Here is a 25,400-nt window from a genome sequence, read left to right as displayed (position 1 = left end):
GGGGCGGGCGGGGTTACGACAGCACTCCGGGTCCTCAGTAACCCTTTACCGTCGCTTTCACCATTTTCCACGCTCACTATATGGTCGGTGTCGCCAAATTTTCAGTCCGTCAAGGGCGCGCACAAGGCGCGCCGCGAAGCGGCCGCAGGCCCTTGACGGACTGAAAATTTGGCAAGGAAGATTGTTATTGCCCAAGGCATTTGATGCCATTGGGCATGATGGAAAGTCTATTCCTTGAACAGCTCGCCAAGATCCTTCGAAGCTAAAAGATCGGACAATCGAGTGTATCGCGAACCTTGCATTGAGCCTTGCTTGGCTTGGCCAAAAGGAATCGATTCCTCGAGCTTCTTTGCAGGTTCAGAGAAGATTAATCGATACTTTCCCGTATCGCCATATGGTTCAATTCTTTCGACGGGCGCCCAATGAGTAACAGCACTAATCGGCTGTGTTTGGTATGCTGCGATATATCGAATGTGAGGAATTTTGCCGCCTGAAATTCTTACGGCCCACCACGCATCTTCCCCCAAGAATACTCGCTGAAACCCATCCCTTTTCGCCGGCACTATAATAGTGTCTATGCTGTCTATTGCGCCCGCTTCCGGAACAACAGGCGTAGACTTTTCAGTTGTCTTTATCACACGAGGACGTTCGAAAGCCGTGATGCCGATAAGCGGAAGGATCTGAAGAATTTCGCGGAGAAAGGCCTGTGTATCCGCCTTTTCAAATTCAGAAAGCGATGGCTCTTTTGGCGCGTTTCCATTGTCGAGATGGCATTGCCCTATCTCTTTCGCGCGTCTGATCAACGAATGTTCGAGCCACGTGATATGCGCTCGGTTCAGCCCATCGTTTGTAGATACAAACACAACGGCGCGATCCCAAAAATCCTTGTCCTTTTGGTGCTGGTTCAGTCTATTCAGAAGATCATCGGTTTGCCCGACGTACAGTAATGGCAGGTCGTCTTCCTCATCGGATTCAACGCGCCCAACCAGAATGTAGACGCCCGGTTTGGATAACTCCGGGCGAGACATCGCCCGGCCCCAAACATCTCGAGGGAATGCTACGCCGCGACCAGTCCAGTTCATACGGTCGATTACGCGAACGCCATCCGGGTCTCCATCTGGCACATAAATTCGAATTGTGAATGGATCGGCCAACTCGATTATCCTGTTGTGCGAAGCAATATATCCGGGTCAAATCTACCGCTTGGCAACAGGCGGTTTGCACTCTGGTCATACGATAGCCTCAAGAATAGATCATCGTCTTTTTGTGCCCACAGCACCGATTGATATGATCGATGAACCGCACCAATTTTCTCGAGACTTTCATCAGTGTTGTCTAGATGCCCGCCTTTGATTTCTACAAGTACGATCTCATTTGGCGTGGACCTCCCGCGAACGCTGACGACAAAATCCGGAAAGAAAAATCCGCCGCTCGGTAGTACGAGATTTGTACTCCATCCTCGCGACCAACCGGGTCGATGCGGATTGCGGAGCCACCATTTCACCCTGCCGGAACGGTCCGAGTCGAGCCACTCGGCAAAGGCTCTTTCGTCACCATTCAAATCCGATGGCAACACACCATACGCATTGTTCTTCGATGGCGCGCATTCCGGATAATCGTCGTGAACTTTGGGAACTGGTTCGTCAGCCTCCCCCGTGTCGATGTAGTTTGCTTTGGCTTCCTTCAATGCTTGTTTGAATGCTTGCGGCTCACGCATCGCCGCCAAGTAAACCGCTCTGGAGAGGTCCAAATACGAGAATCCAATCCCTTCCTGGATCGCCGCGTGACGGAGTTCGTCTCTCAGAAATTTGCGCAGCTGCCGATCATTTATGGAGGCATCAAAGCTGAATACGCGCTGGCCTTCGCGCTCAATTCTGGTGTCGTCTAGACGAACTTGGACATCCTCAACGGTCATCGACAGTTCATCATTAAACAAGTCGCGCAGGTGCAACTCGCCGGCCCCCATGCGGGTGTTGATACGGCGAAGAATGGTCGATTTTTCAATAAAGCGTCGTGCAAATTCGCGATTAAATTCCTCGCTATTCAGAACTTCAGCACGTGGCGGCTTCTCCGCAATGAGATACTCCGGTACGTCGAGTGCGGGTCGCAACGGATACTTTTGGCTCTTGGCTTGCTTTGAGCGCGAAGACCCACCAAATAGGCTTGGCACGTTCTGCTCGGGGAGCGTGCCGCCGAAAAGATCCAGACCTGAGACATCGCGAAGTTGTTCAGCAACTTGAATGGCGCGGTCAATCTCTTCCGTTGGCCGCTCTCGAATGTCGCCAGGTACACGTTGCTCTTCGATCAAAACATCGAGGCGCTGCTGACGCTCGGCATCGTCCTTTGGAGGAGGTGGGAGCTTCTTGTGTAAGAAGCCTCTCCCATACTCTCCAACAGACAGCGGCTGAGCTGTTCCAAGTTCGACCAGATCAAAGCTGCTAGTGACCACATCGATACTAGAAACCACGGAGTCGAGAGCATCGGCGGCTTCCTTTAACCCTGACTGCAACTCTGGATCAGTCAGGAAAACATAGCCCCGATCAAGAAGATCGTCCTGGCCATGGATCGGTCTCACATGCGGATGCACCCGCATGATTCGACCGACGATCTGCAGCCCGAAATCCTTCCCTCGGCTGGGGCGGAGGGAGACAAGAGTCCAAGCACGCGGCGCATCGAATCCAGTGGCAACGGCCACCTTGAAGATCAAAACTTCACGGGACGGATCGAAGGCAAGCGTGTGAAATTCCGGGTCCGGATTTCCAGATGTATGCGTTGCAATTTTCGATTCCGGCACGCCGATGGAGATCAGCTTTTCCTTCACCCGCTCGATCGGGTCTTCTTCGCCCTTTTTCTGGTCCTCAACCTGAACCAACATGAGCGGAACAACCCCAAGCTCTTTCTCATCAAGGCGTTCCTTGATTTTCTGATGCTGGTACCAGCCGCAGCTGAGTGCAGAGGTTTCGGGGTCAACCAGCGCCAGATCCTGTTCGCGCAGGCGCATGACGCCGACCATCAGTCCGTATTTGTTCAGTCCACGTTCGACAACACGATCGCGAGAGACGATTATTCGGCTAGCGACTTCGACTCCCGCATCTTCCGCAAATTTTTCGAGCTTATCGTCATTTGGCGTAGCGGTTGCCAAAATGGTCGCGTCTGGCTGCAAGTGGTCTAGATAGAACTTCGCCGCCGCCTTCGCACCTGTACCGAAATTCAAGTGAGCCTCGTCAATCACGACGCCAATTGCGAAACTCTCAAGTCGCAGCAGCTCCAGCATTTGGTCGAGTGAATAGGTATCTTCCGTCGTGCGACGTACCTTGCGGGCGTCTGCATTGTTCGCAGCGATCGCGCCCCAGGTGTTGACGAACACATCACCATCGCGCGCCAAGCTTGGCTCGCGATCACGGGTGGCATCGCGGAGCCGAAGGCCGGGGCACTGCTCAGCCAATGCCTCGACTGTTTGGTCGATCAGGCCGGAATAGGGGGCGAACCAGAACCAGACTGTCTTGCGCTCCAGCTTGCCGACGAGACCCTCCAGAGTCCGGCCGAGCATCAGCGTTTTGCCGCTTGCCGTTGGTGATTGCAGCAGCATCACGCCACCATGCCGCGCGATTTCCAGCCGCTTCTCTGGTGAATGTACCTGCTGCCCTATGGCGCGGGCAATTACGCCCTGCAGGCTAACAACCGCATCGAGTTGATAATCGGTCAACACATGACGGACGGCACTGTCCGTGGGATCAAAACCATCAGCGCTCATGCGGAAAACAACCTTTGCAGAGTGTCACGGATGCTGCGCACTTCGATATTGGCGCTCGCATCAAGGCCGGTGATCTGACCGGGTGCGAAGGCATAGAGGAAGACGGGGCGGCCCGCGTCAAACACGAGCGACAGCGCTTTGGCTGCCGCGTCGCTCCAATAGTCGATCAGCGCAAGTGTCACGTCTTCGCTTTCGTGTATCGCGAAAGTATCGCCTTCCGGCCATACGGTCAGCGGCAAGCCGTGGTGTGCCTCCAGAATGGACCAAGCCGCCTCTGGCGTCAGCGCATCGTCTATTTCGAGCGGATTGATCTCGCGGCAGCGCAGATAGGCAAAGCCCGCACTCAGCCGCTCATAATTGTCCGTATTCGCATTGAGACGACGTACCCGCTCGGCGGTTACATCGCGGCAAATATTCTTGTCTGGCTCCTCGCCAGTCGCCTCAGTTGAGGATACCATGATGAAGCGGCGATCGCCGCCATCCTGTGCATCGAGTTCCATCACCGCCTGCGCCGTCGTGGCTGAACCTGCGAAGAAGTCGAGGACGAGGTCTCCGGGGCTAGTCGATTGGCGGACAAGCTCTCGGATCAGTGAAGCAGGTTTGGCGTAGTTGAACGCTTTCTCGCCGAATACGTCCTTGATGACCTTCGCCCCCTCATCGTTCGTGCCGGAAATGACCATATTCGCGCCTTCCGGCACTGTTTCGGATTCAGCTTTTGGTGTGATCCAGCTTGAAAGCGGTTGGGTCTGGTTTTTCAGATCTTTCTTGTAGCGTTTGAAGGCTGGAGCGCCCCAGCCAATCCTCTTGCCTATCCAAAAATCAAGATCGGGAAGGTCTTCACGAAGCAGTTGTGCACGTCCGCTTGTCGGTACGTCTCCAGACCGAATGGCGGCTAACAAAGCATCTTTCGACTCGAAGGTTTCCACACGAGGCTCTTCAGGAAACAAGATGTGCCCTTCAGCAATCCATTCTTCCATGTACTTCGTTTTGATGCGCCCGTTCTCGCCAGAATAATCTTTCGAAGCGTATCCCCAGACACGGTCGGGATTGCAGGGATACCAAATGTCCGTCTTGGGGTCCCGCAAAGGATAATAGGCCTTTCCGGCGCGCTTGTCGGTGTAACCAACTGCGACTGTAAGATCGCTTTTCCGCCATGGCCCTTTCCCGTCACCATCGTCCCACTTGTACATGTCGAAAGATTTGTCCGTGCCGCCGAAACGAAACCCTGAATTCGCAAAGATCAGCACGTGCTCCTGATTTGGAGAGAAGAAACTTTCGCCCCCTTCATTTCCGCCAATTCTTGTTCGCCACACGAAACTTCCCACCCGCATCCCCGGCAACGCCTGGTCCATCATCAGCTCCAGCCGGGCGCGGTTCTCGTCATTGATGGAACAGAGCAGCACACCATCGGGCGCGAGCAGGTCACGGGCAATTAGTAAGCGCTGATAGAGGAATTCTAACCACTGCGAATGGCGGTAGCGGTGGGCTTTGTCGACATAGTCGTCATTATAGACCCAGTCCTTATTCCCAGTATTATAGGGTGGATCGATATAGATGCACTTCACCTGCCCGCGATGCGTCATTCGTAACCAGCGCAGGGCGTCGTAATTGTCGCCCTCAATGATCAGATTGTCCCACGGCGCGGGCCGCTCGCACTGATCGGCAATCAGATCGGCAACAACGAAATTGCTGTCGATGGCCTTGTCTGGGGAGATCTCATCGCGCTCCCAGACCAACCCCAGCTTGCGCTCCGCGTCGCGCTTTTTCAGCAGCGCGATCAGCTGGCTGCGCGTCAGCGAGTCGTACGCACTAGCCTGTTTCTTGATGCTCTCGCCACTATCAGCCACTTAAGTCCAACCTTGCTCGTATTTCCAATACTGACACGTTCAATGTCACCCAGAAAACAAAGCATCATTGATAACGTGTTTGGGCAGATTCGCCACCCATACCCTCCAGCCTATTGGTGGCTGATACACACGACTCTCGCTATAGATGCCTCCATAGGAGAATGCGATGCCGAGCCTTTGGTCTATTGAAGATGCCAACGCCGATGAGGGATACCAAAATATTAAAGCGGGTGATTCTGCGGCGGAACGGGAGATGCGAGAGTCGCTAGATGAAATGTGGGTAGTTTTCGAACCATTTGCAGACCGCGATTTCCTGCCTGCTTTTTCTCATGATCCCGACGCTCGATTTTGGGAAATGTTCCTAGGATATTCTCTGCTTCAAAATGGCCGAACACTGATGCCAGCCACAGAGCGGGGAAATCAAGAAGGGTTGCCCGACATATGCCTATTGGATGGTGATCGGAGAGTGTGGATTGAGGCAACAGCGCCTGGCGACGGCGCAACCGGACCGGACCAAGTCGTAAGGCCCGTGCCGATAAATGAAGGCGGGGGTTTAGCGGCTGCACCCGAACGTCAAGTACAACTACGAGTTACTAGCGCGCTCTACACCAAGTCGGCTGCATTTGCTCGATACGTTGAGCGTGGAACCATTACATCTGAAGACGTTAAGTTGATTGCGATTGGGGCAGCTAGATTTGGAGCATACGCTTCCGATGACCCGCCTTCTGCATTGAAGGCCGTCTTTCCCATTGGCGATCAATTCTTGAGAATAAACCGTGAAACGGGAGAAGTAGTTGAAGAAGGTTTTCTGGAGAGCAGGACGATCGAACGCGAAAATGGCGCTATCGATCGAACGGCATTTTTGACCGGGGAGTATTCGCATATCTCGGGACTAGTCTGGTCCAGAGTGGGAATCGGCAATTTCAATACGCGTGTGCGACCCATTTCGCTCATCCACAACCCGATGTCTGAAGTCCTCATGCCGGAAGGTTGGAATGTGTGGAATCGCGAATACGTCGCCCGGCGACAAGGTGAAAATTGGCAGGTTGAAAACATCGCTGAAGATGCATGCGAAGCTCAACCTGCTCAGTGATGCATTCGATGCAAATCGCAGTAGAATGAAAGCGACACGAATTGCGGGCAACTCAAAATCGAGCTAAGTGTTTATTTGTAAACGATAAAAGCAGGACTCTCACTCATACAGTCCTTCAAAAATATGGTATGCTGTATGGTACGGGTCGATACCATATTCCGAAAATAATCAAAACTTTTCAAAGCTTATGTGGTTAATGCCAGTCCTCTTCTGGCACCAGTTTTTTTGTGAGCCGTCCTTTTTGGGGCGGCTTTTTTGTTGGGTGCGGCGCAGCGGGGGCTGGGGGCTGCGCCGGATTGGGGGATCAGTTGAGGGTCAGGTCGATTGATTCGATGATGATATTGTCATCGATGCGATGCAGGGCCAGCGTGTGCGTGCCTTCGGGAAGGGCGGCGAAGCGGGCCTCCAGCGTGACGCCATTGTCGGAAACGGCCTCTGCCCAGCGGCGTTTGCCGGGCGTGTCCTGCGCGCCACCTGTCGGCTCCAGATCCAGTTCCAGAATTTTCATCGCCTGATCGCCAAGCGACACGCCGAGACGCAACGGCTCTGCATTGATCGTGTTCAGCGTCGGCGCAAGCCGGACCCGCACGGTCACGCCCTCATGCGCCGGCAAGTCGATCTGGTATTCGGCGCGCGGTCCGGTGGTCGGATCGCTGGCCGGCTGGCCCTGGGGCAGGGCAACGAGCGCGGCTTCGGCCTGTCCGAGATTTTCGATAGGGGTCCAGGTCACACCGTCGGCGCCCATATTGCGAGACATTTTGGAGACCGGCAAGGCGATGCGATTTGCCTCCGGCGCAGCGTCGACGAAGACCGGTTTGGCATTACGCATTTTCTCCGGCACATCGCCCGCGGTCCAGATGACTGTTGGCTGGGTCTGTTGGGTCGGATCGTTCCAGATTACATAATTCATGTGGATCTGGGACATCATGTGCGCCCATTTGCCATCCAGCAGGGCGTGATAGGAATCCTCCAGCTCGGAATCCCGCGCGAATGCGGCCTCCACGGCATGCATGAAATGGTTCCCGCGCGGATCGAAATGAGATGCCAGCATACGGTTCCACGCGGTCGCATAATACATCTCGTAGAGGTTCGATACGGCGAGGATCGGGAATTCCACGAGTTGGTAGAAAGCCGCTTCCTGTTCGGCTGGAATGTCGGCCTTCACCGCCTCCAGTTCCGCGACCAGGGCGCGCCAATCCTCGATCACTGCGCTCCATTCGCCGCGCACCAACACGTCTTTTCGGATCTCCCCAAGCTGATAGGTGGACTCGTTTACCAGCTCTGGTTTCCGCTTGGCGGCGAGGCGCGAATACTCCGTCACCAGATGGGCGATCTCTCCGGCATGCTCGGCGCCAAATTGCTGCGCGGCCCAATCCCGCGGATAGGCGTTCAGCGCGTCCGGCGTCATGTTTTCGGGGGACCAGGCCATGTCGAGGAAGAAATCGAGCGGGTACTCCATCGGCTTGATGTCGCCGACATTCACGATCCAGATATCACGCGCGCCGCGCTGATAGGCCAGGTCCATCTGTTGCCAGACTTTCTCGATCTGGTTCGTGTTCAGCCATTTATAGTTCCGGGGAACGCCGACATAGTCAAAATGATAGTAGACGCCAAAGCCGCCATCGCGGTCCACATCCTGCGTTGGCAGGCGACGGATCTGGCCCCAATTGTCGTCTGCAAACAGCAGGGTCACATCCTCCGGCACACTCATGCCCTGATCATAGTAGTCCTGCACTTCTTTATAGAGCGCCCACATTTGCGGTGTTTCAGAGGCCGGTTTGCCGGTCACGTCTTCGATGATCTTGCGCTGGTCAGCCACGATGGATTCGAGCAGGTCGATTGCGGTACCCTCGGCCATCGGGGCGTCGCCATCTCCGCGCATGCCGATGGTCAGCAAATTGTCGCGCATGCCGCCGCCTGGCAGGGCGAGCCGCTCCACGCCGGTGCGCCAGAACTCGCGGAGGTTCTCGGCATTGGTCTGGTAGTTCCATTCGCCGCCCGTATAGGGCGTGTCCAGACGATGCCATTCCGCCTGCGCACGGGAGAGGGGTTCATGATGGGAGGTGCCCATGACGATGCCCATTTCGTGCGCCAGATCGGCGCTGCGTTCATCATCCATGTGAAAGGCTTTCGGCGCCCACATGGCCGGCCAGATGTAATTGCCCTTCATGCGCAGCAGCAATTCGAACACATGTTCATACATGTCGGCATTGACGCCGCCGAATTGCGCCTCGGCCCAATTTTTCAGGGCAGGGTCTTCATCATTGATGAAAAAGCCGCGATAGCGCACGCCGGGGTGTTCCGTACGCTGTCCGGGCGTGAGGCGTACGTGGCTCCGGCGCTGCACCGGCACGTCCGCGAACCAGTACCAGGGAGAAACGCCCATATCTTCTGACACGTCGTAGGTGCCAAATACCGCGCCGCGCCGGTCTGACCCGACGATGACCAGCGCGCGATCAACCCCCGGCCAGGGCGTGTCCGCCACAGTAATGCGGAAGGTTTCCCACTCCCCCGCCAGGTCCGAAACGTCCAGTTTTCCGCGTGCAACAAGGTCATCAATCAGCGGGCTTTCCCCCGGAACGCCGACCAAAACGACGGGGCCGGTGGCGTTCGCGGCATCGCGCAGAACCTGTGGCGTCTGTCCGCTGACGCGGGCCAGGTCTTGCTGGAAGCTGGCGGCGACGCGCTGCACGGCCGGGTCGGCCTCCGCATCAATCAGGATGGCCGCAGGGCGGTTGTCGCGGATCAGGTCAAAGCCGGTTGCCGACGCTGTCTCGCACACGCGGGCCGGGCCGTCGCAGGCAAAGGCAGCAGAGACACAGCCGGTCGAGACGATAACGCCAAGGGTGGCGGCGAGCAGGCGGATCGGTTTCATGGGCTTTGAACTCCCTCTGGAATGTCAGCTTTTTTGGCAATCCCATCGTCTGACAGCCATTGGCGGGCTGCGCAGCGGGATTGCAGTTAGCGCTAACATTAGCAGGGTTCACGTACCCGTCCAGACCTTCCGCAACGCCATCAGGCACGGTCAGGTCTTGCCGCCGAGACCCATCGCGCGGAACGCCTTTTCGATGTCTGGTTTCATCGTCCAGGTATTGTTGCTCTCATCGAGGTCAGCCAGGATGCCCGTCATCATCTGTTCATCCTGCCGCGTGGAAGAGGGCGGGGCCGGCCATAGATAGATTTCGCGGCTTTTGCACATCGTGCCGAAATGCATGTGCCAGGTTTGTGCTTTCCACCCACACGCCGCGCTCAGCGCCCGGGATGTTGAACCGGGATTGGCCAGCAAGGCTTCGATGATCTTGACTTCCGTATCTGTGAGGGGCTGGCGCGTGAAGGCGGTGGCGACCCGCTCCGCTGCGGCCATTCCCTTGAGCTCATCATAGAGCGCCTGGTGTTCAGCGGTAACCGCGTCGTCCAGGGCTTTCAGAACAATGATGGCGTCAGCGCGTTGCGCGTCAGTGCCTTCATTGATCCAGCGTTCCGCATTGGCGCGGACTTTGTCCCGCGATTCCTGTGTCATGGACGGAATACGGTCCAGCGTGCCTTGTATGCTCAATGTGATCCTCCAGTGTCTTCTGTAGTGAATACAGCAGGTTGAGAAAACAGGGGAGTAACAGTTTTTACTGCGCGCTGATGATCAGGGTCAGGCGATCGGAATACTTGCCCGCAACGCCCAGGGTCGGGTCGTCTCGCAATTCGAAATCCAGCCTGTGACGGGAATTCTCATTGCTGGTGAACAGGGTGGCGGAGTTCGGATCTGAATCGCGTAGCAATTGGCCATCAATGCGGATGTCATAGTCCAGCGTGAGACCGGACAGCTCGTGCCTTAGTGCACCGGAATTCACGGATTCGAAATTGACTTTGTAATTGGTGTTGGCGGAAACCGCGAAATCAACTGATGCCTTCTGGTTGCGGGTCATTGTGCCCAAATCCAAATCTATCGAATTGTTGTTGCCGCTTGCAAGTTCCCCGAACGATGCGGAAACTTTTGGTGCAACCTCACTGGCGAAGTAAACCGATTGCTGATCCACCAACTCTTCCGCGCCATTGTCTGTTCGGTATAGAGACAAGGCGACCCGACCGGAATACATGCCCGCCAAGGCGCGCTGGCCGATCGGCATACTGATCTGGAAGGGGACTTCCTTTTGCGATTGATTGCTGGAGAAAGACCCGGACAGTTCAACCAGATTGTCCGCATTCTGGCCCTGACCGCCACTTGGCTCGATATTGTAGATCAGGTGTCCCGATGCGGAATGGATGTGGCCTTCACCTGGGCCAGTATCCGGCTCAATACGGAGCATATACTGGCACGCGCCACCTTCGTGCAGTATCCTGACGGTAGCGCGTTCAGCATGATTGTAAGAGCTTGCTGCGTCGTATCCTCGACTGAATGGCCCGCGATAGGTGATCGTGGAAGGCGGCGAAATACGCATCTCGCATTCCTGCAAGTTCGATTCTGATTCAGGGGCAATTGTAGAGGACTCTTCGGCGCATGCCACTCCCGCGCCCAAGACGAGCGAGAGGATAGCTGCGGTAAGGATGTTCGAGCTCATGGCGTCAGCCTCCCTGATAATTGTGAATACGCATGGTAACGTTGTAAGGCGATTGTTCTTCAGGTGTTTGTATGCGGATCGGGTCAGGCAACCGGATGACGCCGATCTCTCCGTCTGGAACAACGAAAGAAGTTGATGCCCCTTCCGGTGAGTCGAACTCCAGCTTGACCGTTTCGCCGTGCTTCAGACCGTCAATATATAAACGACCGCCGCGGTTGGTGAACATCTGCCGACGCTCGCCATCACTGGTGATCGCATAGCCTGCCGCGAACGGAATCGGCTCTCCATCCTGATCAACAAGAACAGACATGACCGCGACGTTGCGGTCATCTCCCAGCTTGACCACATAACCAGAACGGTATCCGGGCAAGAAGTTGAGCGCTTGTCCTCCCAGAGACGTTCCGGCTGGTGCATCGGGCGCTTCCACTTCGATCGTACGAATGTAATAAGCATTCAAATCCGGCACGACAGGTGGGCCAAGTACGGAGGAATACGCCGCATAAGAGGGCTTCGTATCCAACACGGTGCGGCGTGGATCGACGGCGATATCGATATCTTTCACCGCATCATTGCGGGAGAAGATCACGAAGCTGTCATAGACAGGGCGGGAGATCGCAAACGCGCCATCCGCGAATACGAGAGCGGAGCTGATCGAGGCTTCTGTAGTATGCTCGCTGCCAAAACTATCCTGCGGAGAGGCGGCGCTCAAACGCTGTTCTGCGCGCGCCTCGAACCGGTTGCCAACATAAGAGGCGCCCGCGCGAACATCGTCACGATCGGACTGCCGTGCATACGCGACGTCCCATCCGAAACTATCTGCATACCGATCAGTTCGGCTGGAATAAGAAACTCGACTCGATGAGGATTGCGTATCATGCGATGCCTGAACATACCCGCTGCCTAGTCGCATATTGAATGATATGCCCGCAGAGAATTCGTCATCTTTGCCAGGAGCGGTTGTGTAACGGACGAGCGTTCCAAACGTGCCGTACTTTGTTCGCCAGGACAGATTGGCAGAATGGGATTGTTCGAACTCGTCCAGATTGTGACGTTGTCGGAATCCGGTGGTCAATTGCAGGCGCAACGCTTGTGAAAAGTTTCGCGACGCGCGGGCGGTCAGATCGTATTTGATGCTGTTTCTGCCGGTGCCGAGGGTTGTATAATCTTCACTTTGATATCGAGCCTGGACATCGAAGCGTGTTGTTTTCTCATGACCGGCGCTATTCCATCGATATAGGCCGGTTAGCGCGCTGCCGGTTCCAAAGTCCGAATCACTCAGTCCAGCGAGTACGCCGAACGTTCCCAGACCTGTTGCATAGAATGCGTCTCCGCCAACATTCAAAATTTCTGTATCGGCCTGAAGGTTGAGTCCCGCGGTGAATTCGTCCGTCCAACCCTTTCGGTAAAAGGCGCTGATAGCGGGATTGTCGAAATCGTACTCTCGGCTGCCGTCATCAATACGAGATGTAGGGCCTACACTGAGAGAGAAATCGGTCACACCCTTTTTCAACAGGCTGAAATCATAGAAAGCTGAGAAAACGACACGATCTCGATCACCGCTGTCGTACTCGATCTCCAGAATGATGTCGTTTCCGGCAGCGCTCTGAAGCGGCAGATCAGTAAGATTGTATCGGCCCGGAAGCAGCCTCAGTTCCCGGATGAATTGGCCGTTGATGTAAACCTGCACCTGAGCCGCACGTTGCAATTCAAACTGTTGGGACGGGTTGGTGCGGTATTCTTCATAGGGTTGGAGGCCGAAGTTCCGAAAGCCCGCCAGACCGAGTATCCCTGGGTTTCCCTGCAATGCACTTGTCGGGACTGTCAGGTCACCGGCTTCCAGGCGAACCCGTTTGTCAATCAGGTCTTTCGTCAGCCGTGTGTCATTCAGGCCGAGCTTGTCTCCCGAATTGTCGCTATAGCGCAGCCCTGTTTCGAGAACGAGATCATAAATGTTCAGCGCGGCGGCCACGTTTACCTGCGTCGCGGAAAACCCTGGCTCAAGATATTTGCTTTCGTGAACATACCGCGTGCCGGCGGCCACATTTACAATTGCACTGGTTTTTGCTTGGTCTTCAGTATTGAGATTAAGTGCAGCCCGCATACGAGGCTGAATTGGAAGCGGTACAATCGTTCTGATTTCGACCGGTATGTCGATAATTAGAACCAGGTTTCCGTTGTCGAACTCGGTCGGCATGCCCAGCGAGGTGAGATCCCACGCCTTGATGGTATCCGCCTGCCCGAAAGCCTCCAGCAGTTCGGCTTGTTTCTGCTCTATGAGAAACGGAAGGATCATCTCTACAATCGCTTGCCGGTCGATCTCTGTTTCGCCCGGCAGGGGGCTCGGCGTAATCGCGATGTCCCCTTGGTTGATTCCTGAAATGATCACCGGGTAGGGTAGGGTCAAGGATTGTTGAGGGGCGCTGCCGAACAAGGCGCCATAGATGTCATCAACCGATGCGTTCTTGTCGACTTCCGGCTTTGTTTCCGGCTGTTCGGGATGGGGTGTTTCGTTTTCGGCATATGCGCCTTGGGCACCAAGCTGGAAGCCTAGAAGTGCCGCCGAGCAAGCCAGAATGGCTCGCAGCAATCGGTGCGAGATCGCGGGATGGCCTAAACTCAGAAAAAGCCGCCCTATTTGCCGTTGGTGTTTATGTGCAGCTGGCCATTCTGCCACAACAGTCTCTAATTCTTGTAGTAATCGGTTGAAAGTGATGCGCTGACTGGACCAAAGGGAAGGGATTCCGGCCACGGAATATCGAATACGGCTTGGGTGCCGGCGATAATGTTGTAGTTGCTGAGTACAGGAATACTGTCACCGGATAGGGTTGTGCTTTGACCGTTAGTTGTGACCGTTACGGACGGGTCCTGAAGGATGGCGCGGCGCTGACCGGTATTCTTGATGGTGAGCCGGAGCATCTTTTCTCCGGTCTCGGTCTCAATGGGGTCGGCGTGGGTGATCTCAGCTGCTGGGTCGCCTTCGCGTGGTACAACGTATAGCGCCGCCTCATAGCGGATGCCTAGACTGATATCCGTCACGCGATTGCTTCCCGCATCCTCCTTGGCATAGGGGATCGGAAGTTGCTCCACGATCATTCGGTACGACAATTCCATGTCCGGGTCTGAGTCGCCCACCCATTGTACGCGAATTGATTGGCTCTGACCTGGAGCCAGCACGAGTTGTGGCGGCGTAATAATGAAATCATCATATTCCGGTTGCCGAAGTTCCTTGCCTGTTTCGTCAGCGGACCGTTGAAACATCTCGATTTGCAGGGCGACAGGTTCTTCATGCGTGTTCCGAACAACGAATGTCCGAGCGGCGCCAGAGCCATTTGGTGTGAACTGAGCGACAATCGGCGCAAACTCATAGGCGGCGGCAGGAAGGGAGGACAGCGCCAGCAGGCAGCCAAAAAGGGCGGGGATGAGACGTTTCAGCATGAATTATTCCCGGGGCTTTCTTCAGAAAGGAAAAGACCAGGCGACACCTCGAAGAGTCGCCTGGTCAAAAGGTGAGGCGAACTAGTTGGTCGCCGTCAGTGTGATGGTCAGCTCGTCAGAGTACGTACCGGCAACGGCGTACTCGGAGAGGGAGTCAAAGGACAGGTCGAGGTTGCCTGTGCGCAGACCACCATTCAGCAGAATGTTCTGCCAGTCGCTGTTCGTGACGATGACAACCGGCGTGCCGTTCATGGCTGCCGAGTTCGTTGACGTTGCGCCAAAGCCAAAGAACCCTGCTGCTTCAATATCATAGTCGATGTTGACTGAGCCGCCGCTTTCAGCGTGCAGCATGCCACCATTCAGTGACTCGAGAGACACGGTGTATGGCGAGTTGCAGGAGTACAGGATGGTCAGGGAGCCCTGATTGCCGGTGTCCAGCATGTCGACGTTATAGCTTGCTGTGCCTTCTGGCACGAGTTCGCAGACGCTATCGACTTCGCCGCTGAGGTTGATGGTCAGTTCTTCGGAATCCAAGGCTGCGGCAGAGCCAGCGAACATGGCGACTGCTGCAATAGCTGTAAGTGTACGCTTCATTGTGGTACCCTCTTGATTCTCGGCATGGGTGCAAGCCATGACCGAGGCGTTCTGCCGAGCCACTATTGGCAAGGCAGGTTCCCACTTTCGTGGGCGGAATTGGCGAGTGATCGCCGGCTCAGGTCACGGGGCATACGTGTCCCGTGACCACACTCCGAATTTTGAGTGTGAATTCGGAAGTGATCTCGAATCTTGTGATGGTAACGAACTAATCGTGCTCGCAATATTCTTTGCTGCTCTGATGTCCCCTAATCTACGTCTCCCAATGACTTGGCATGTTCTATGTCAATCCGTCCGCTCATTTCTCCAGCCCGTGAAGCCGGGCAGAAAAGCGTGTCCCCGAACGTCCCTTCGACAGCTACCTACTATCAAAGGTTAACCCGATTTAACCCCCATTTTGGGGATGGCTCAAGACCCAATTTTGATTTTGCGAATCGCTGCGTGTTCAAAATAACGCCTCTCAGGCGAGTTCGGTGGGAGGGTTAACACATGAAAAGCGCCGTGGACGAACCATAAACTTAACCGAAAGTTTGAATGAAATTGGTTGCTTTTGTCCCTCGCGAATTTCGGATTCTTGCTTGCATCCTGTAGTAGTGACAGTGCAACTCAAGGGGTGGCGGGGGATTGGGCAGCTCATGCTCAAAACCTGAGCGACCAGGAGAAAAGCCTCCCAGATCGCCGAGTGTATCGGAGGGAGTCTATGCTTAAGAATCGCGCGCTGGGGGAGGGTAAAGCTTTTGCGACGCACACCAAAAAAAAGTGTAAAAAATGCATTAACCAGACCCAAAATAGTATTCGCAGCCGCGCGGACCAGATTTTCTGATCGCGATCTCTCAAACAAAGCGCCAATACTTTATCAATCCAAACGATTGTTTCGGGCGGGCCGAATCACTCCGTGCCCTGTTCGCCCGAATCGGGAATGCGAATCGATCAGGTTCCGCCTCCGCCCTGACAGGCGAATCGCTCGGTTCTACTTTTGCGAATGCGATCTGACGCTCGCTCCGATTGGCTGAAATCACGCGCTTGCGGTCATCGCCCGGTACGAGCCGGGGGTCTGCCCCGCCCAGCGTTTGAACGCCCGGGTGAAGGCGCTCTGTTCGGAGAAGCCGGTCAGGAAGGCGACTTCCGCGATCGAATAGTCGGTTGCGGCCAGGAAGCGTTCCGCACTTTCGCGCCGGGCCTGATCGACCAGCGCCTGGAAGGTGAGCCCCTGATCCGATAACCGTCTTTGCAGCGTCCGCGCGCTCATGCCGAGATCAGACGCCACCTGCCCAAGTGACGGAATGCCATCGGTCAGCACATCCGCGATCTGAAGCACGACTTGCCGGTCCAGCGACCGGTCGGCGGACTCTGCCGGTATCATCCCCTCTGCCTGCGAGCTGAGGAACCGCCAGATGCTCTCATCCCCGACCAGGTTGGGCTTGTCGAGGCGCTCGGCCGGAATGATCAGCGCGTCGATGTCTGCGCCAAATGTGATCGGACAGCGGAAATGCGCCTCCAGCACCTCCAGAGACCCGGCAGGCGCCTTATGGCGGAACTGCACAGCGCCGGGGCGCGAGTTTGGCCCCGTCGCCTCCCGGCACAGCGTCACATAGGTGGCCAGCGCCCCTTCGCTGGAAAGGTCCAGCCCCAACCGGGACATGTTCGGGCGCTCATGCGTCCACCAGAATGTATCGCCCTTGTCGTGCAGCTTGAAAGTCGACGCTGTATTATAGGCGCGCGCGTGCCGATCCATCCGCAGGAAGGAATGGCGCAGCGTCGGTGCCGATTTCCAGGCCAGGCCCACCGCGCCGAAATCGGAACAGGTGGCCGACATGCTGATCCCCAGCAGGAAGCGGATGTCCGGCTTTTCCGTCTCGGCGATCATTTCCAGAAGGCTGTAGTAATTCTCCGCGCTGATCATGGCCGGGGAGGGGGCGGGGGAATCCGCATCAATGCCGGCCACGCGGCACAGCGTGCCCCGGTCCAGCCTGTCGCTGACCCGGTCAATGATCCTCGAAACGAATATTGTTGAGACCGAAGCCATGCCCGTCGCACTCCCCAACTGACTGGCTCGTCCCCCGACGCACCAAGCTTTCCGATATTGCCCCCGATGGATTGACGCGTCCAGTCAACAGGATGTCGCGACCGGTCAATACCGTTCCGGCCCCGCCTCATAGGGTGAGTACAGATCAGCTCAGGAGGGGGCGCAACGCTCCGGACAGGGTTGACGCCGCCACTATTCGCTCAACCCGCTCTGAGGAAATCCGCCATGTTGAATTCCCCTTATCCGCCAAAATCCTTCCTGAAACTCATCGTGACCGCCACCGCGATCTTTGCCTGCGTCGGCATCCCGGCCGAGGCGGATGCGCCGAACTCCCGCGCTGCCAGTGCGAAGTTGCCGCCCATCAATGACGGCCTGCCCATGCCGGGCTTCGTGGTGACCACCGAAGGCACTGCCATCGTCGTGACTGATCCGCAGAATGACTTTCTGTCTCCCGAAGGCGTCACCTGGGGCGTTGTCGGCCAGAGCATTACGGAGAACCGCACAGTCGAGAACATTGGTGACCTGTTTGAGGTGGCCGAAGAAACCGGCATGCCGGTCTTCATCTCGCCGCACTACTATTTCGAGCATGACCACAAATGGCAGTTCGAAGGCACGCTCGAAACCCTGATGCACGCCATTGGCATGTTTGATCGCCCCTCCGCGCTCGATCTCGAAGGGTTCGAAGGCTCGGGCGCTGACTGGCTGGAAGAATACAAGCCCTATATCGAGAACGGCAAGACCGTCGTGACCAGTCCGCACAAGGTCTATGGGCCTGACAGCAACGACCTCGTGCTCCAGTTGCGCAAGGCCGGTATCGACAAGGTGATCCTTGCTGGCATGTCATCCAATCTGTGCACGGAATCCCATATGCGCAGCCTGATTGAAGCCGGATTTGAGGTCATGGTTGTCACCGATGCGACGGCCGGGGCCATCACCGAGCACTATAATGGCTACGACGCTTCCCTCACCAATTTCCGGATGATCGCCAGCAAGGTCGACAATACGGAAAACACGGTGAAGGCGATCCGCACCGCCTACAAGAAATAAGTATTGGGCCATCCGCACCCGCCCATTCCCACCCCCGGATGGCCCTATGGCGCCCGACTGTTTCCTGCCTCTCACACCTCGCAGTCGGGCGCCCACCCTGTTTTCGCTGGCGGATGATTCAAGGCCCGCCGCCAGACGGAATCCGCGCCTGCAGGCGTGTATCTCTCTCCCCCTTGGGCCGCTCTCCCTCGCGCCGTGCCCTGGCGCCCCAATCAAGGAATACCGAAATGTCCCGTAAACTTGCTCTCGCCGCCGTTGCTCTCGTTGCGGCCACATCCGTCTCTCTGCCCGCTCTTGCTGAAGATGAGTACAACGTCTCGACAGGTATCACAGCGGCAGGTGCGCCACTTGGCCTGCACGGATTCGACCCCGTCGCACTGACCACCTACAATGCAGTTGCCGAAGGGGACGCGTCCCACACGGTCGTCGAAGACGGCGTGGCTTACTATTTCGCGTCGGCTGACTCCGCCAAAATGTTCAAGAAAGACCCGGCACGCTACGCTCCACAATATGGCGGCTTCTGCGCCTATGCCGTTGCGGTCGGCAAGAAATTTGATGGTGATCCTCAGTTTGCGGACATCGTTGATGGCAAGCTCTACCTCTTTGTGAATGCGGATGTCTTCGCGAAGTACAAGAAAGACAAGGCAAACATTCTGAAGCGCGCCGAAAGAACCTGGCCAACCATCCAGCACAAGGCTGTGGGCGATCTGTAATCGCTCACCCCATGCAGCCGGGCCGAATGGCCCGGTTGCGCTCTTGACCCTGCTTCCAACTATTGGAGACCCGTATGCGTCCCCCATTGCCTCCCTTTACCCATGAAACGGCCACCCAGAAGGTGCGTCTTGCCGAAGATGGCTGGAATGGCCGTGATCCCGAGAAGGTCGCCCTGGCCTATTCGGAGAACAGTGCCTGGCGAAACCGGGACCTGTTCATCACTGGACGGGCAGAGATTGTCCGCTTCCTCACCGCGAAGTGGCGGCGGGAACTGAACTATCGTCTGATCAAGGAGTTGTTCGCCTTCTCCGAAAACCGAATTGCCGTTCGCTACGCGTATGAATTCCACGACCGGACCGGGCAGTGGTATCGTGCCTATGGCAACGAGAACTGGGTGTTCGATGACACCGGCCTGATGAGCCAGCGCTTCGCCAGCATCAACAATCTGCCGATTGGCAATTCCGAACGGAAGTTTCACTGGAAACTCGGCCGCCGCCCGGATGACCATGCCGGGCTGAGTGATTTCGGGCTATAGTCCGGACCGGCCCTCATTCCGGATTCTCCCCGAAAAGCCTGTTTCACCTATTTAGTTCTGATTTAGAACGCTCAATAGTGTGCGCTTGTCATCCAGCCGGGGAGAAGCGTGCATGGAACACCGGAACGAGACCGTCGCCATTGTCGGGGCGGGCGACTATATCGGCGCCGAGATCGCGAAGAAGTTTGCCGCCGAGGGCTATACAATTGTGGCTGGGCGGCGAAACGGCGAAAAGCTGACACCGCTCGTTGAGCAGATCGAGGCCGCGGGCGGGCGGATCTTTGCCCGGTCCCAGGACGCGCGCGAGCCCAATGACGTGACGGCCTTCCTGAACGAAGCGGATGCGCTCGCCCCGCTGGCGCTGACCGTGTTCAATGTCGGGGCCAATGTGAACTTCCCAATTCTGGAGACAACCGACCGGGTGTTTCGCAAGGTCTGGGAAATGGCCTGCTTCGCGGGCTTCGTGACGGGGCGGGAATCTGCGCGGCTGATGCTGGCGCGCGGCAAGGGCAAGATCTTCTTCACCGGCGCGACTGCCAGCCGCCGGGGCGGGAAGGGCTATGCGGCGTTTGCCTCTGCCAAATTCGGCCTGAAGGCCGTGGCCGAGGCGATGGCGCGGGAGCTCTGGCCCCAGCACATCCATGTGGCGCACCTGACGATTGATGCCGGTGTCGACACGGCCTGGGTGCGCCAGATCATCAAGGACCGGGGCGGGCCGGACGACCCGCAGGGCCTGATACCACCCGAAGCGATTGCCGACGCCTATTGGGAGCTCTTTTGTCAGCCGGAAACGGCCTGGACGTTCGAGAAGGAAATCCGGCCTTACGGGGAGACCTGGTAGGCTTGGTCTTTCCGCGTATGAAAAAGCCCGCTCCCGACGTATCAGGAGCGGGCTTTTCTGTCTGGCGACACCTGGCGACTATTCGAGGCCGAGCGCGGCCTGGATCAGCGTCCAGTCAACCAGTTTGAAGTTCTGGTCCACGCCGGATTCCGGATTGCCATCATCCTGAACCACGACAATCCCGTTCGGGAAGCCGGGCAGTGGCGCGGAATTCACGTCCAATCCGTCCGTATGGGTGACGGCGTCAATCGCGCCATCGAGACTTTCGACGACAGTGAACACGCCGCGCGGCGCATGCGGCGCTTTCAGATCATACACAACGAACCGGTCTGCGGCCTGCGACGAGACAACGAGATAGCCTTCGCCATTCTCACCTGCCCAGATGTCCATGCCTTCCACATCAGCCACAAGGCCGTTGCGCGCATCAATCGTGTCCACGCTGACCGGCGCAGCCGTCCAGTCGTTCAGGTCCAGCTTCCAAACGCCATGTTCTTCCTCGCCGACAAAGACCTGACCATTGGCCTCGTCAAAGACGCAGCCTTCCAGCTGCAGCTGGCCATACTGGCCAACCTGGATTTCGGCGAGCAGCTCTGGCCCGTCGCTAATCGCATCGGTCGCCACAGCCCAGACCTGAGCCACACCGTCCTTGTAGGTGGGCATGGCGTAATATGTATTGCCGACGAGACCGGCGCAGATGCCATAGGGCTCGTCCTTGTTGGTGGGGGTGTCCCCGATATGACTGACCGTATTCGTGGTCGAATCGATGGTGAACCAGCTGACCGAATTGGTCTCGTCATTCGAGGCGACCGCCAGATCGCCGCGCAGGTCCACATTGTTCACGCGGCCAACATCCAGGAACTGAAGCTCCTCGCCGGCCAGGTTGTAGACGTAGAGACCTGCGTCCTTGTTGGTGCCGAGGACGAGGCTGGCAGCAGGATTGGCCAGATTGACCCAGACGGCCGGATCATCAGCCTTGTCGCCTTTGCCCACCATTGGGGCAGTCTCGACAGCGGCCGGGATCGGCGCGGTCTCGATGGCGTAGAGGTCCTGTGCGGGCTCGGTTGCGCAGGCAGACACAAGCAGGGCGGCAAGGGGCAGATAGCGTTTCATGAACACTCCTTCTGGGGCTCGGTTAAAAGCGTTTCGCGCCGGTATTCCGCGCAGGGACGGGAAGATCAAGTCACCGGATGGAACTTTCACATAACTGCCACGAATTGCATTGCGGATGCAAAAAAAGCAGGCCCGGAGACCTGCTTTTTCCAAGTGTTCTGATGCCAACAGGATCAGCCGGCGCGGGGGTCGCCCGTGCTGAGGGCGCGGCGCTGTGCATCACCGGTGGCGTCCTCGCCAGCTTTCTCGTGGCGTTCCCACTGTTCAGCGGTCATGCAGATCTTGCCGGGGTAAATCTTGCCCGGAATGGACACACGTTCACAGATCAGGTCCGGGTTGTTGGAGGCGTCTGCAACAGCATAACCCTCTTTCTTTTTCAGTGCGCAACCGGACACGGCAAGGGCCGATGCGAGGGCGATAAGTGCAATTCTCATAAAGTTTTTTCTCCCGCGAATTGCAAAAGCTCTAGCAGAGGGATCCGGAAACGTCGCCCCCTCGGGCATGTTTTTTCATTCGAAAGCGACAGAAACGCACAATTCTGTTGCAATCGTGCACTTCTGTCGAAAATGCAACGGATTGCAGGCGGTGCCTTTGCCGTCTCGGTTGCAGGCGGCTGTCAGGTGCCCTGGCCGGGAGCAGGTGTCCGCAGGGCGCCGCGTTGAACATCTGATGTGGCAGTCTGGCCGGCCCTGTTATGCCGTTCCCATTGGGCAGCGGTCATGCAGATCTTGCCGGGATATACCTTGCCGGGCACGGGGACACGCTCACAGACGAGGTCAGGATCGTTGGAGTGGTCCACAATCTGGAAGCCTTCTTTCTTTTTCAGTGCGCAACCTGACAGAATGATTGCAGCTGCGAGCGCGGGTATCAGTCTTTTCATCAGTCCCTCCTATCCAGACGGGAAAGTATAGCCTGATTATACGCGCATGAAAAACCGGGCGGATAACGCGATCCGCCCGGCTTCCGGTTTTTGCGTTGTTTGCGCGCTGGCCTTAGTAGGTCAGGCGAGCACCGATGACGTAGCGAGCGCCGTACTCATCATACTGGGACAGACGGTTTTCGGATCCGAAATAGTAGTATTCCGGCTCGTCGGTCAGGTTCTTGCCTTCGACGAAGACCTGCAGATTGTCATTCACGTCATATTTGGCAGACGCTTCGACGCTGAGGTGATCGCTGGTGTACCGGTCGATGTTGGCACCAAACAGTTCGTCCAGGTAATCATCGCGGAAATTGGCCGAGATGCGCAGATCCCACGGACCGCGATCGTAACCGATCGAGGCGTTCCAGATCAGGTCGTTCTGCTTCAGCATCGGAACGTCGCGGGTCAGCAGCGGATCTTCCTCGTCCGGAACGGACGCTTCGGATTCGGCGATGGTCACGTTTGCGGAGACCAGGAAGCCTTCCCAGAAGTCGCCGATGAAATCGAGCTGCTGGACATAGTTGAGCTCGATACCTTTCACGGTGGCGTTTTCGCCGTTCACATATGTGAAGACTTCTTCAACCGTGTCCGGCAGCAGGGACAGGTCAACCGACCCCGGAACATCGTCGATGTCGTAGTTTGCGCCGAAGATCGGGTTGGAGATTTCCTTGTAGAACACACCAGCCGACAGGACGGACAGCTTGGTCGGGTAGTATTCGATCGAGAGATCGAAATTGTCCGCTTCATACGGATCCAGCGCCGGGTTGCCGAGTTCCGCTTCGTCGCGGTCATCGTTCAGGGCGATGGTCGGGCGCATTTCACCGAAGGCCGGACGCACGATGGAGGCATAGTAAGCTGCGCGGCCGATGAGGTTTTCGGAGAAGTTGTACTTCAGGTTCACACTCGGCAGGACGTGGGTGTAATCATCCTCGTACTTGCGGATCTCGACGTTCTCCGGATCGTCTCCCTCGAAGAAGATGTTTCCTGTGGCAGTCACATCCGTAGCTTCGACGCGGACACCGGCAACCACGGTCAGATTGTCGAACTGGAACGTACCCATACCGTACCCGGCAAGGATCATTTCCTCGATCGTGTAGTCTTCGGACAGGCTGTCGAAGTTCGTGCCGTCTTCGTCCAGCTCGTCATCCGTGAAGGTGCCGCGCAGGGCGTTGGTCAGTCCGGCGCTTGGCCACTGGAACATCGGGTTGTTCATGCGCCAGTTGGAAATCCGGCTGTTGTCGGTGATGTAGTCTGACATCAGGACATCATCGCGTTCCCAGATGAGCAGGTTTTGATCACGTACCTTTTCGCGGTCGCGGACCTTCACACCCATCTTCCAGGTAACTGGCGTGCTGCCGATGGAGGATTCGTTTTCGAGGTCGAGCTTGTAGGCCCACTCAGTGTCTTCGTTGACGGTGAATTCCTGCTCGAACGCATCCATTTCATAGGTGGACGGATCGTAGACGAAATCAACGCCAGCGCCGGTCAGGCGAGGTTTCTCAGGTGTGGAATTGTCCCACACGATGATCGCATCGCCGTCCATGTCGTCTGAGCGGAAGGCCACATCGTGATTGTTGGAATCGTCTTCCTCAGCATAGGCGTAGGAGACTTCGTAATCCACGGTCCATGCGCCAGCGATGGTCTGACCACCGAGGGCATAGGTCTGGATCTTGCGCTCTTCTTCACGCTGGCGGACTTCTGCGTCCACTTCGGCGAAGTTGAAATTGTAGTTGTTGCCATCGACGCTGACACCTTCTTCGGCCAGGTCGCGGAATTCGAACTTGTTGCGGACCTCATCATCCTTGTACTGGTTGAACAGGGTACGCAGGTAGAGTTCGGTATTCTCGGTGGCGCGATAGTCCACATTGAAGACGAGGCCGAGGCGTTCGCGGGTCAGGTCATACCAGCGCATCTCGTAATCATCGTTCGGATAGTAGGCGCCGAGATCGTCATCGAACTCCCACTCGCCAACTTCGTTGTTGTGAGCTTCGATGGCGAGGCTCTGGAAGTTCACGGAAGCGGCGATGCCGAGCTTGTCACCAAACACGTTGGAATAGGTCAGCGTGGCTTTCGGGGAGAGTTCTTCGGCGATCTCGTTGTAGGAGCCTTCGACCTTGGCGCGGACAAACTGGCCGTCGCGGTCGAATGCGGAGATGGTCTTCAGGTTGATGACACCGCCGATTGTGTCGGCGTCAACGTCCGGGGTCAGGGATTTCTGGACTTCGATACCGTCCAGAAGGTCAGATGGCACACCGTCCAGCAGAACGCCGCGGCGGTCTTCCGGGGAAGGGGTGCGCACGCCGTTGATGGTGGCGGAGATCAGGTCTGTGTTGATGCCGCGGATGGAGACATAGCGGCCTTCGCCCTGGTCGTTCTCGATGGAGAGACCGGCCACACGGGCAAGGGAGTCTGCCACGGTGGTGTCCGGGAAGTTTCCGAGGCCATCGGAGTCGATCACGCTGATCAGGGCGTCAGAGGCGCGCTGCTGGTTGATGGCGCCAGCCTGCGCAGCGGAGGAGCCGACCACGAGGATGTTGTCGAGATAGCGCACGTCACCGCCGAGGCGGATGCTGAAATCGGTGTCGCCAGAAACCGTCACGCTATCGGTGACCGTATCAGCGCCAACATAAGAGACGCTCAGCGTGTAATCGCCGGCCGGAATGTTCGCAAAACGATAGGTGCCGAAGCGGTCGGCGGAGGTGGTGCGGCCCAGTTCTTCAATCGTGACGAGGGCGCCTTGAAGGCCCGCTTCGCCGGTTGCGTCCGTGACGGTGCCGGTCAGGACGTCAGCGCCTGCAGCCTGGGCGAGGACTGCGGTAGCAGCGCCCAGCATAAAGAGTTTGCGGGAGGTTTTGGTCATCAAAATGATCCTTGCTGTGGAAAGCCGTATGAAGAAGTCTACGCTTCGAAACTGCGGCCCCGTCCCACAGGA

General features: G+C 56.8%; 19 protein-coding genes. 5 read left to right on the top strand and 14 right to left on the bottom strand.

Translation table 11 applies throughout. From position 1 onward, the window contains the following. Window positions 1-227: 227 nt before the first annotated feature. From HY36_RS06315 to HY36_RS06305, 3 genes are read right to left on the bottom strand one after another with little or no spacing between them, the layout of a single operon-like run. On the bottom strand, window positions 228-1,154 hold the full coding sequence (locus HY36_RS06315) for a GIY-YIG nuclease family protein (protein ID WP_035550007.1): 927 nt from the start codon (window positions 1,152-1,154) through the stop codon (window positions 228-230). 5 nt (window positions 1,155-1,159) lie between these two features. Further along, the gene (locus HY36_RS06310) at window positions 1,160-3,754 is read right to left on the bottom strand and encodes a DEAD/DEAH box helicase (protein WP_035550002.1); all 2,595 of its coding nucleotides are present in this window, start codon (window positions 3,752-3,754) and stop codon (window positions 1,160-1,162) included. Then, entirely contained in the window at window positions 3,751-5,601 is a 1,851-nt protein-coding gene (locus tag HY36_RS06305) for a site-specific DNA-methyltransferase (RefSeq protein ID WP_051602559.1), read from the bottom strand. The genes HY36_RS06310 and HY36_RS06305 overlap by 4 nt, the downstream gene beginning before the upstream one ends. Window positions 5,602-5,767: 166 nt before the next feature. On the opposite strand from HY36_RS06305, the gene HY36_RS06300 reads away from it, so the two are divergent. Next, window positions 5,768-6,694: a hypothetical protein gene (locus tag HY36_RS06300; RefSeq protein WP_035549999.1), complete on the top strand. Its 927-nt coding sequence runs from the start codon at window positions 5,768-5,770 to the stop codon at window positions 6,692-6,694. Between the two features lie 304 nt (window positions 6,695-6,998). Here HY36_RS06300 and HY36_RS06295 read toward each other — a convergent pair whose 3' ends face one another. The 7 genes from HY36_RS06295 to HY36_RS06260 all read right to left on the bottom strand — a co-directional run bounded on the left by HY36_RS06295 (window position 6,999) and on the right by HY36_RS06260 (window position 17,302). Beyond that, window positions 6,999-9,569 (bottom strand): glycosyl hydrolase 115 family protein, encoded by a 2,571-nt coding sequence (locus tag HY36_RS06295; protein ID WP_035549996.1) that lies wholly within the window; start codon window positions 9,567-9,569, stop codon window positions 6,999-7,001. A 150-nt stretch (window positions 9,570-9,719) separates the two neighbouring features. Further along, window positions 9,720-10,250 carry a hypothetical protein gene (locus HY36_RS06290; RefSeq protein ID WP_035549994.1) on the bottom strand — a complete coding sequence of 177 codons (531 nt, stop codon included), beginning with the start codon at window positions 10,248-10,250 and terminating at the stop codon, window positions 9,720-9,722. 64 nt (window positions 10,251-10,314) lie between these two features. Continuing rightward, complete coding sequence (locus tag HY36_RS06285) at window positions 10,315-11,247, bottom strand: hypothetical protein (RefSeq protein ID WP_155841749.1); 933 nt, start codon at window positions 11,245-11,247, stop codon at window positions 10,315-10,317. Between the two features lie 4 nt (window positions 11,248-11,251). After that, window positions 11,252-13,834 carry a fimbrial biogenesis outer membrane usher protein gene (locus tag HY36_RS06280; protein WP_035549988.1) on the bottom strand — a complete coding sequence of 861 codons (2,583 nt, stop codon included), beginning with the start codon at window positions 13,832-13,834 and terminating at the stop codon, window positions 11,252-11,254. A gap of 95 nt (window positions 13,835-13,929) precedes the next feature. Then, on the bottom strand, window positions 13,930-14,682 hold the full coding sequence (locus HY36_RS06275) for a fimbrial biogenesis chaperone (RefSeq protein ID WP_035549977.1): 753 nt from the start codon (window positions 14,680-14,682) through the stop codon (window positions 13,930-13,932). An 81-nt stretch (window positions 14,683-14,763) separates the two neighbouring features. Next, complete coding sequence (locus HY36_RS06270; protein ID WP_035549975.1) at window positions 14,764-15,276, bottom strand: hypothetical protein; 513 nt, start codon at window positions 15,274-15,276, stop codon at window positions 14,764-14,766. Between the two features lie 1,015 nt (window positions 15,277-16,291). Next, window positions 16,292-17,302, bottom strand: a complete 1,011-nt coding sequence (locus tag HY36_RS06260; RefSeq protein WP_051602558.1) for an AraC family transcriptional regulator — start codon at window positions 17,300-17,302, stop codon at window positions 16,292-16,294. A gap of 225 nt (window positions 17,303-17,527) precedes the next feature. On the opposite strand from HY36_RS06260, the gene HY36_RS06255 reads away from it, so the two are divergent. From HY36_RS06255 to HY36_RS06240, 4 genes are all read left to right on the top strand, one after another. Then, window positions 17,528-18,349, top strand: a complete 822-nt coding sequence (locus HY36_RS06255) for a cysteine hydrolase (RefSeq protein WP_081806060.1) — start codon at window positions 17,528-17,530, stop codon at window positions 18,347-18,349. Window positions 18,350-18,576: 227 nt separating this feature from the next. Next, entirely contained in the window at window positions 18,577-19,062 is a 486-nt protein-coding gene (locus HY36_RS06250) for a YHS domain-containing (seleno)protein (protein WP_035549972.1), read from the top strand. 74 nt (window positions 19,063-19,136) lie between these two features. Further along, the gene (locus HY36_RS06245; RefSeq protein WP_035549969.1) at window positions 19,137-19,598 is read left to right on the top strand and encodes a DUF1348 family protein; all 462 of its coding nucleotides are present in this window, start codon (window positions 19,137-19,139) and stop codon (window positions 19,596-19,598) included. A 112-nt stretch (window positions 19,599-19,710) separates the two neighbouring features. After that, window positions 19,711-20,439 (top strand): SDR family NAD(P)-dependent oxidoreductase, encoded by a 729-nt coding sequence (locus HY36_RS06240; RefSeq protein ID WP_035549966.1) that lies wholly within the window; start codon window positions 19,711-19,713, stop codon window positions 20,437-20,439. Window positions 20,440-20,517: 78 nt separating this feature from the next. Here HY36_RS06240 and HY36_RS06235 read toward each other — a convergent pair whose 3' ends face one another. From HY36_RS06235 to HY36_RS06220, 4 genes are all read right to left on the bottom strand, one after another. After that, the gene (locus tag HY36_RS06235; protein WP_035549963.1) at window positions 20,518-21,549 is read right to left on the bottom strand and encodes a phytase; all 1,032 of its coding nucleotides are present in this window, start codon (window positions 21,547-21,549) and stop codon (window positions 20,518-20,520) included. A gap of 173 nt (window positions 21,550-21,722) precedes the next feature. Continuing rightward, complete coding sequence (locus tag HY36_RS06230; protein ID WP_035549960.1) at window positions 21,723-21,983, bottom strand: hypothetical protein; 261 nt, start codon at window positions 21,981-21,983, stop codon at window positions 21,723-21,725. Between the two features lie 182 nt (window positions 21,984-22,165). Next, a complete protein-coding gene (locus HY36_RS06225) occupies window positions 22,166-22,429 on the bottom strand; it encodes a hypothetical protein (RefSeq protein ID WP_035549957.1) in 264 nt (87 codons plus the stop codon). Between the two features lie 112 nt (window positions 22,430-22,541). Beyond that, window positions 22,542-25,328, bottom strand: a complete 2,787-nt coding sequence (locus HY36_RS06220) for a TonB-dependent receptor (protein ID WP_051602557.1) — start codon at window positions 25,326-25,328, stop codon at window positions 22,542-22,544. Window positions 25,329-25,400 lie beyond the last annotated feature (72 nt).

The sequence above is a fragment of the Hyphomonas atlantica corrig. genome (assembly GCF_000682715.1).
GTDB lineage: Bacteria > Pseudomonadota > Alphaproteobacteria > Caulobacterales > Hyphomonadaceae > Hyphomonas > Hyphomonas atlantica.
This window is presented reverse-complemented; position numbering and strand designations above follow the sequence as displayed.

What these genes read in the sequence shown, in the direction of transcription:
- HY36_RS06310 (WP_035550002.1), bottom strand. Translation starts at nt 3,754, where the DNA reads ATGAGCGCTGATGGTTTTGATCCCACGGACAGTGCCGTCCGTCATGTG.
- HY36_RS06295 (WP_035549996.1), bottom strand. Translation starts at nt 9,569, where the DNA reads ATGAAACCGATCCGCCTGCTCGCCGCCACCCTTGGCGTTATCGTCTCG.
- HY36_RS06270 (WP_035549975.1), bottom strand. Translation starts at nt 15,276, where the DNA reads ATGAAGCGTACACTTACAGCTATTGCAGCAGTCGCCATGTTCGCTGGC.
- HY36_RS06235 (WP_035549963.1), bottom strand. Translation starts at nt 21,549, where the DNA reads ATGAAACGCTATCTGCCCCTTGCCGCCCTGCTTGTGTCTGCCTGCGCA.
- HY36_RS06300 (WP_035549999.1), top strand. Translation starts at nt 5,768, where the DNA reads ATGCCGAGCCTTTGGTCTATTGAAGATGCCAACGCCGATGAGGGATAC.
- HY36_RS06250 (WP_035549972.1), top strand. Translation starts at nt 18,577, where the DNA reads ATGTCCCGTAAACTTGCTCTCGCCGCCGTTGCTCTCGTTGCGGCCACA.
- HY36_RS06230 (WP_035549960.1), bottom strand. Translation starts at nt 21,983, where the DNA reads ATGAGAATTGCACTTATCGCCCTCGCATCGGCCCTTGCCGTGTCCGGT.
- HY36_RS06275 (WP_035549977.1), bottom strand. Translation starts at nt 14,682, where the DNA reads ATGCTGAAACGTCTCATCCCCGCCCTTTTTGGCTGCCTGCTGGCGCTG.
- HY36_RS06225 (WP_035549957.1), bottom strand. Translation starts at nt 22,429, where the DNA reads ATGAAAAGACTGATACCCGCGCTCGCAGCTGCAATCATTCTGTCAGGT.
- HY36_RS06240 (WP_035549966.1), top strand. Translation starts at nt 19,711, where the DNA reads ATGGAACACCGGAACGAGACCGTCGCCATTGTCGGGGCGGGCGACTAT.
- HY36_RS06260 (WP_051602558.1), bottom strand. Translation starts at nt 17,302, where the DNA reads ATGGCTTCGGTCTCAACAATATTCGTTTCGAGGATCATTGACCGGGTC.
- HY36_RS06220 (WP_051602557.1), bottom strand. Translation starts at nt 25,328, where the DNA reads ATGACCAAAACCTCCCGCAAACTCTTTATGCTGGGCGCTGCTACCGCA.
- HY36_RS06255 (WP_081806060.1), top strand. Translation starts at nt 17,528, where the DNA reads ATGTTGAATTCCCCTTATCCGCCAAAATCCTTCCTGAAACTCATCGTG.
- HY36_RS06245 (WP_035549969.1), top strand. Translation starts at nt 19,137, where the DNA reads ATGCGTCCCCCATTGCCTCCCTTTACCCATGAAACGGCCACCCAGAAG.
- HY36_RS06285 (WP_155841749.1), bottom strand. Translation starts at nt 11,247, where the DNA reads ATGAGCTCGAACATCCTTACCGCAGCTATCCTCTCGCTCGTCTTGGGC.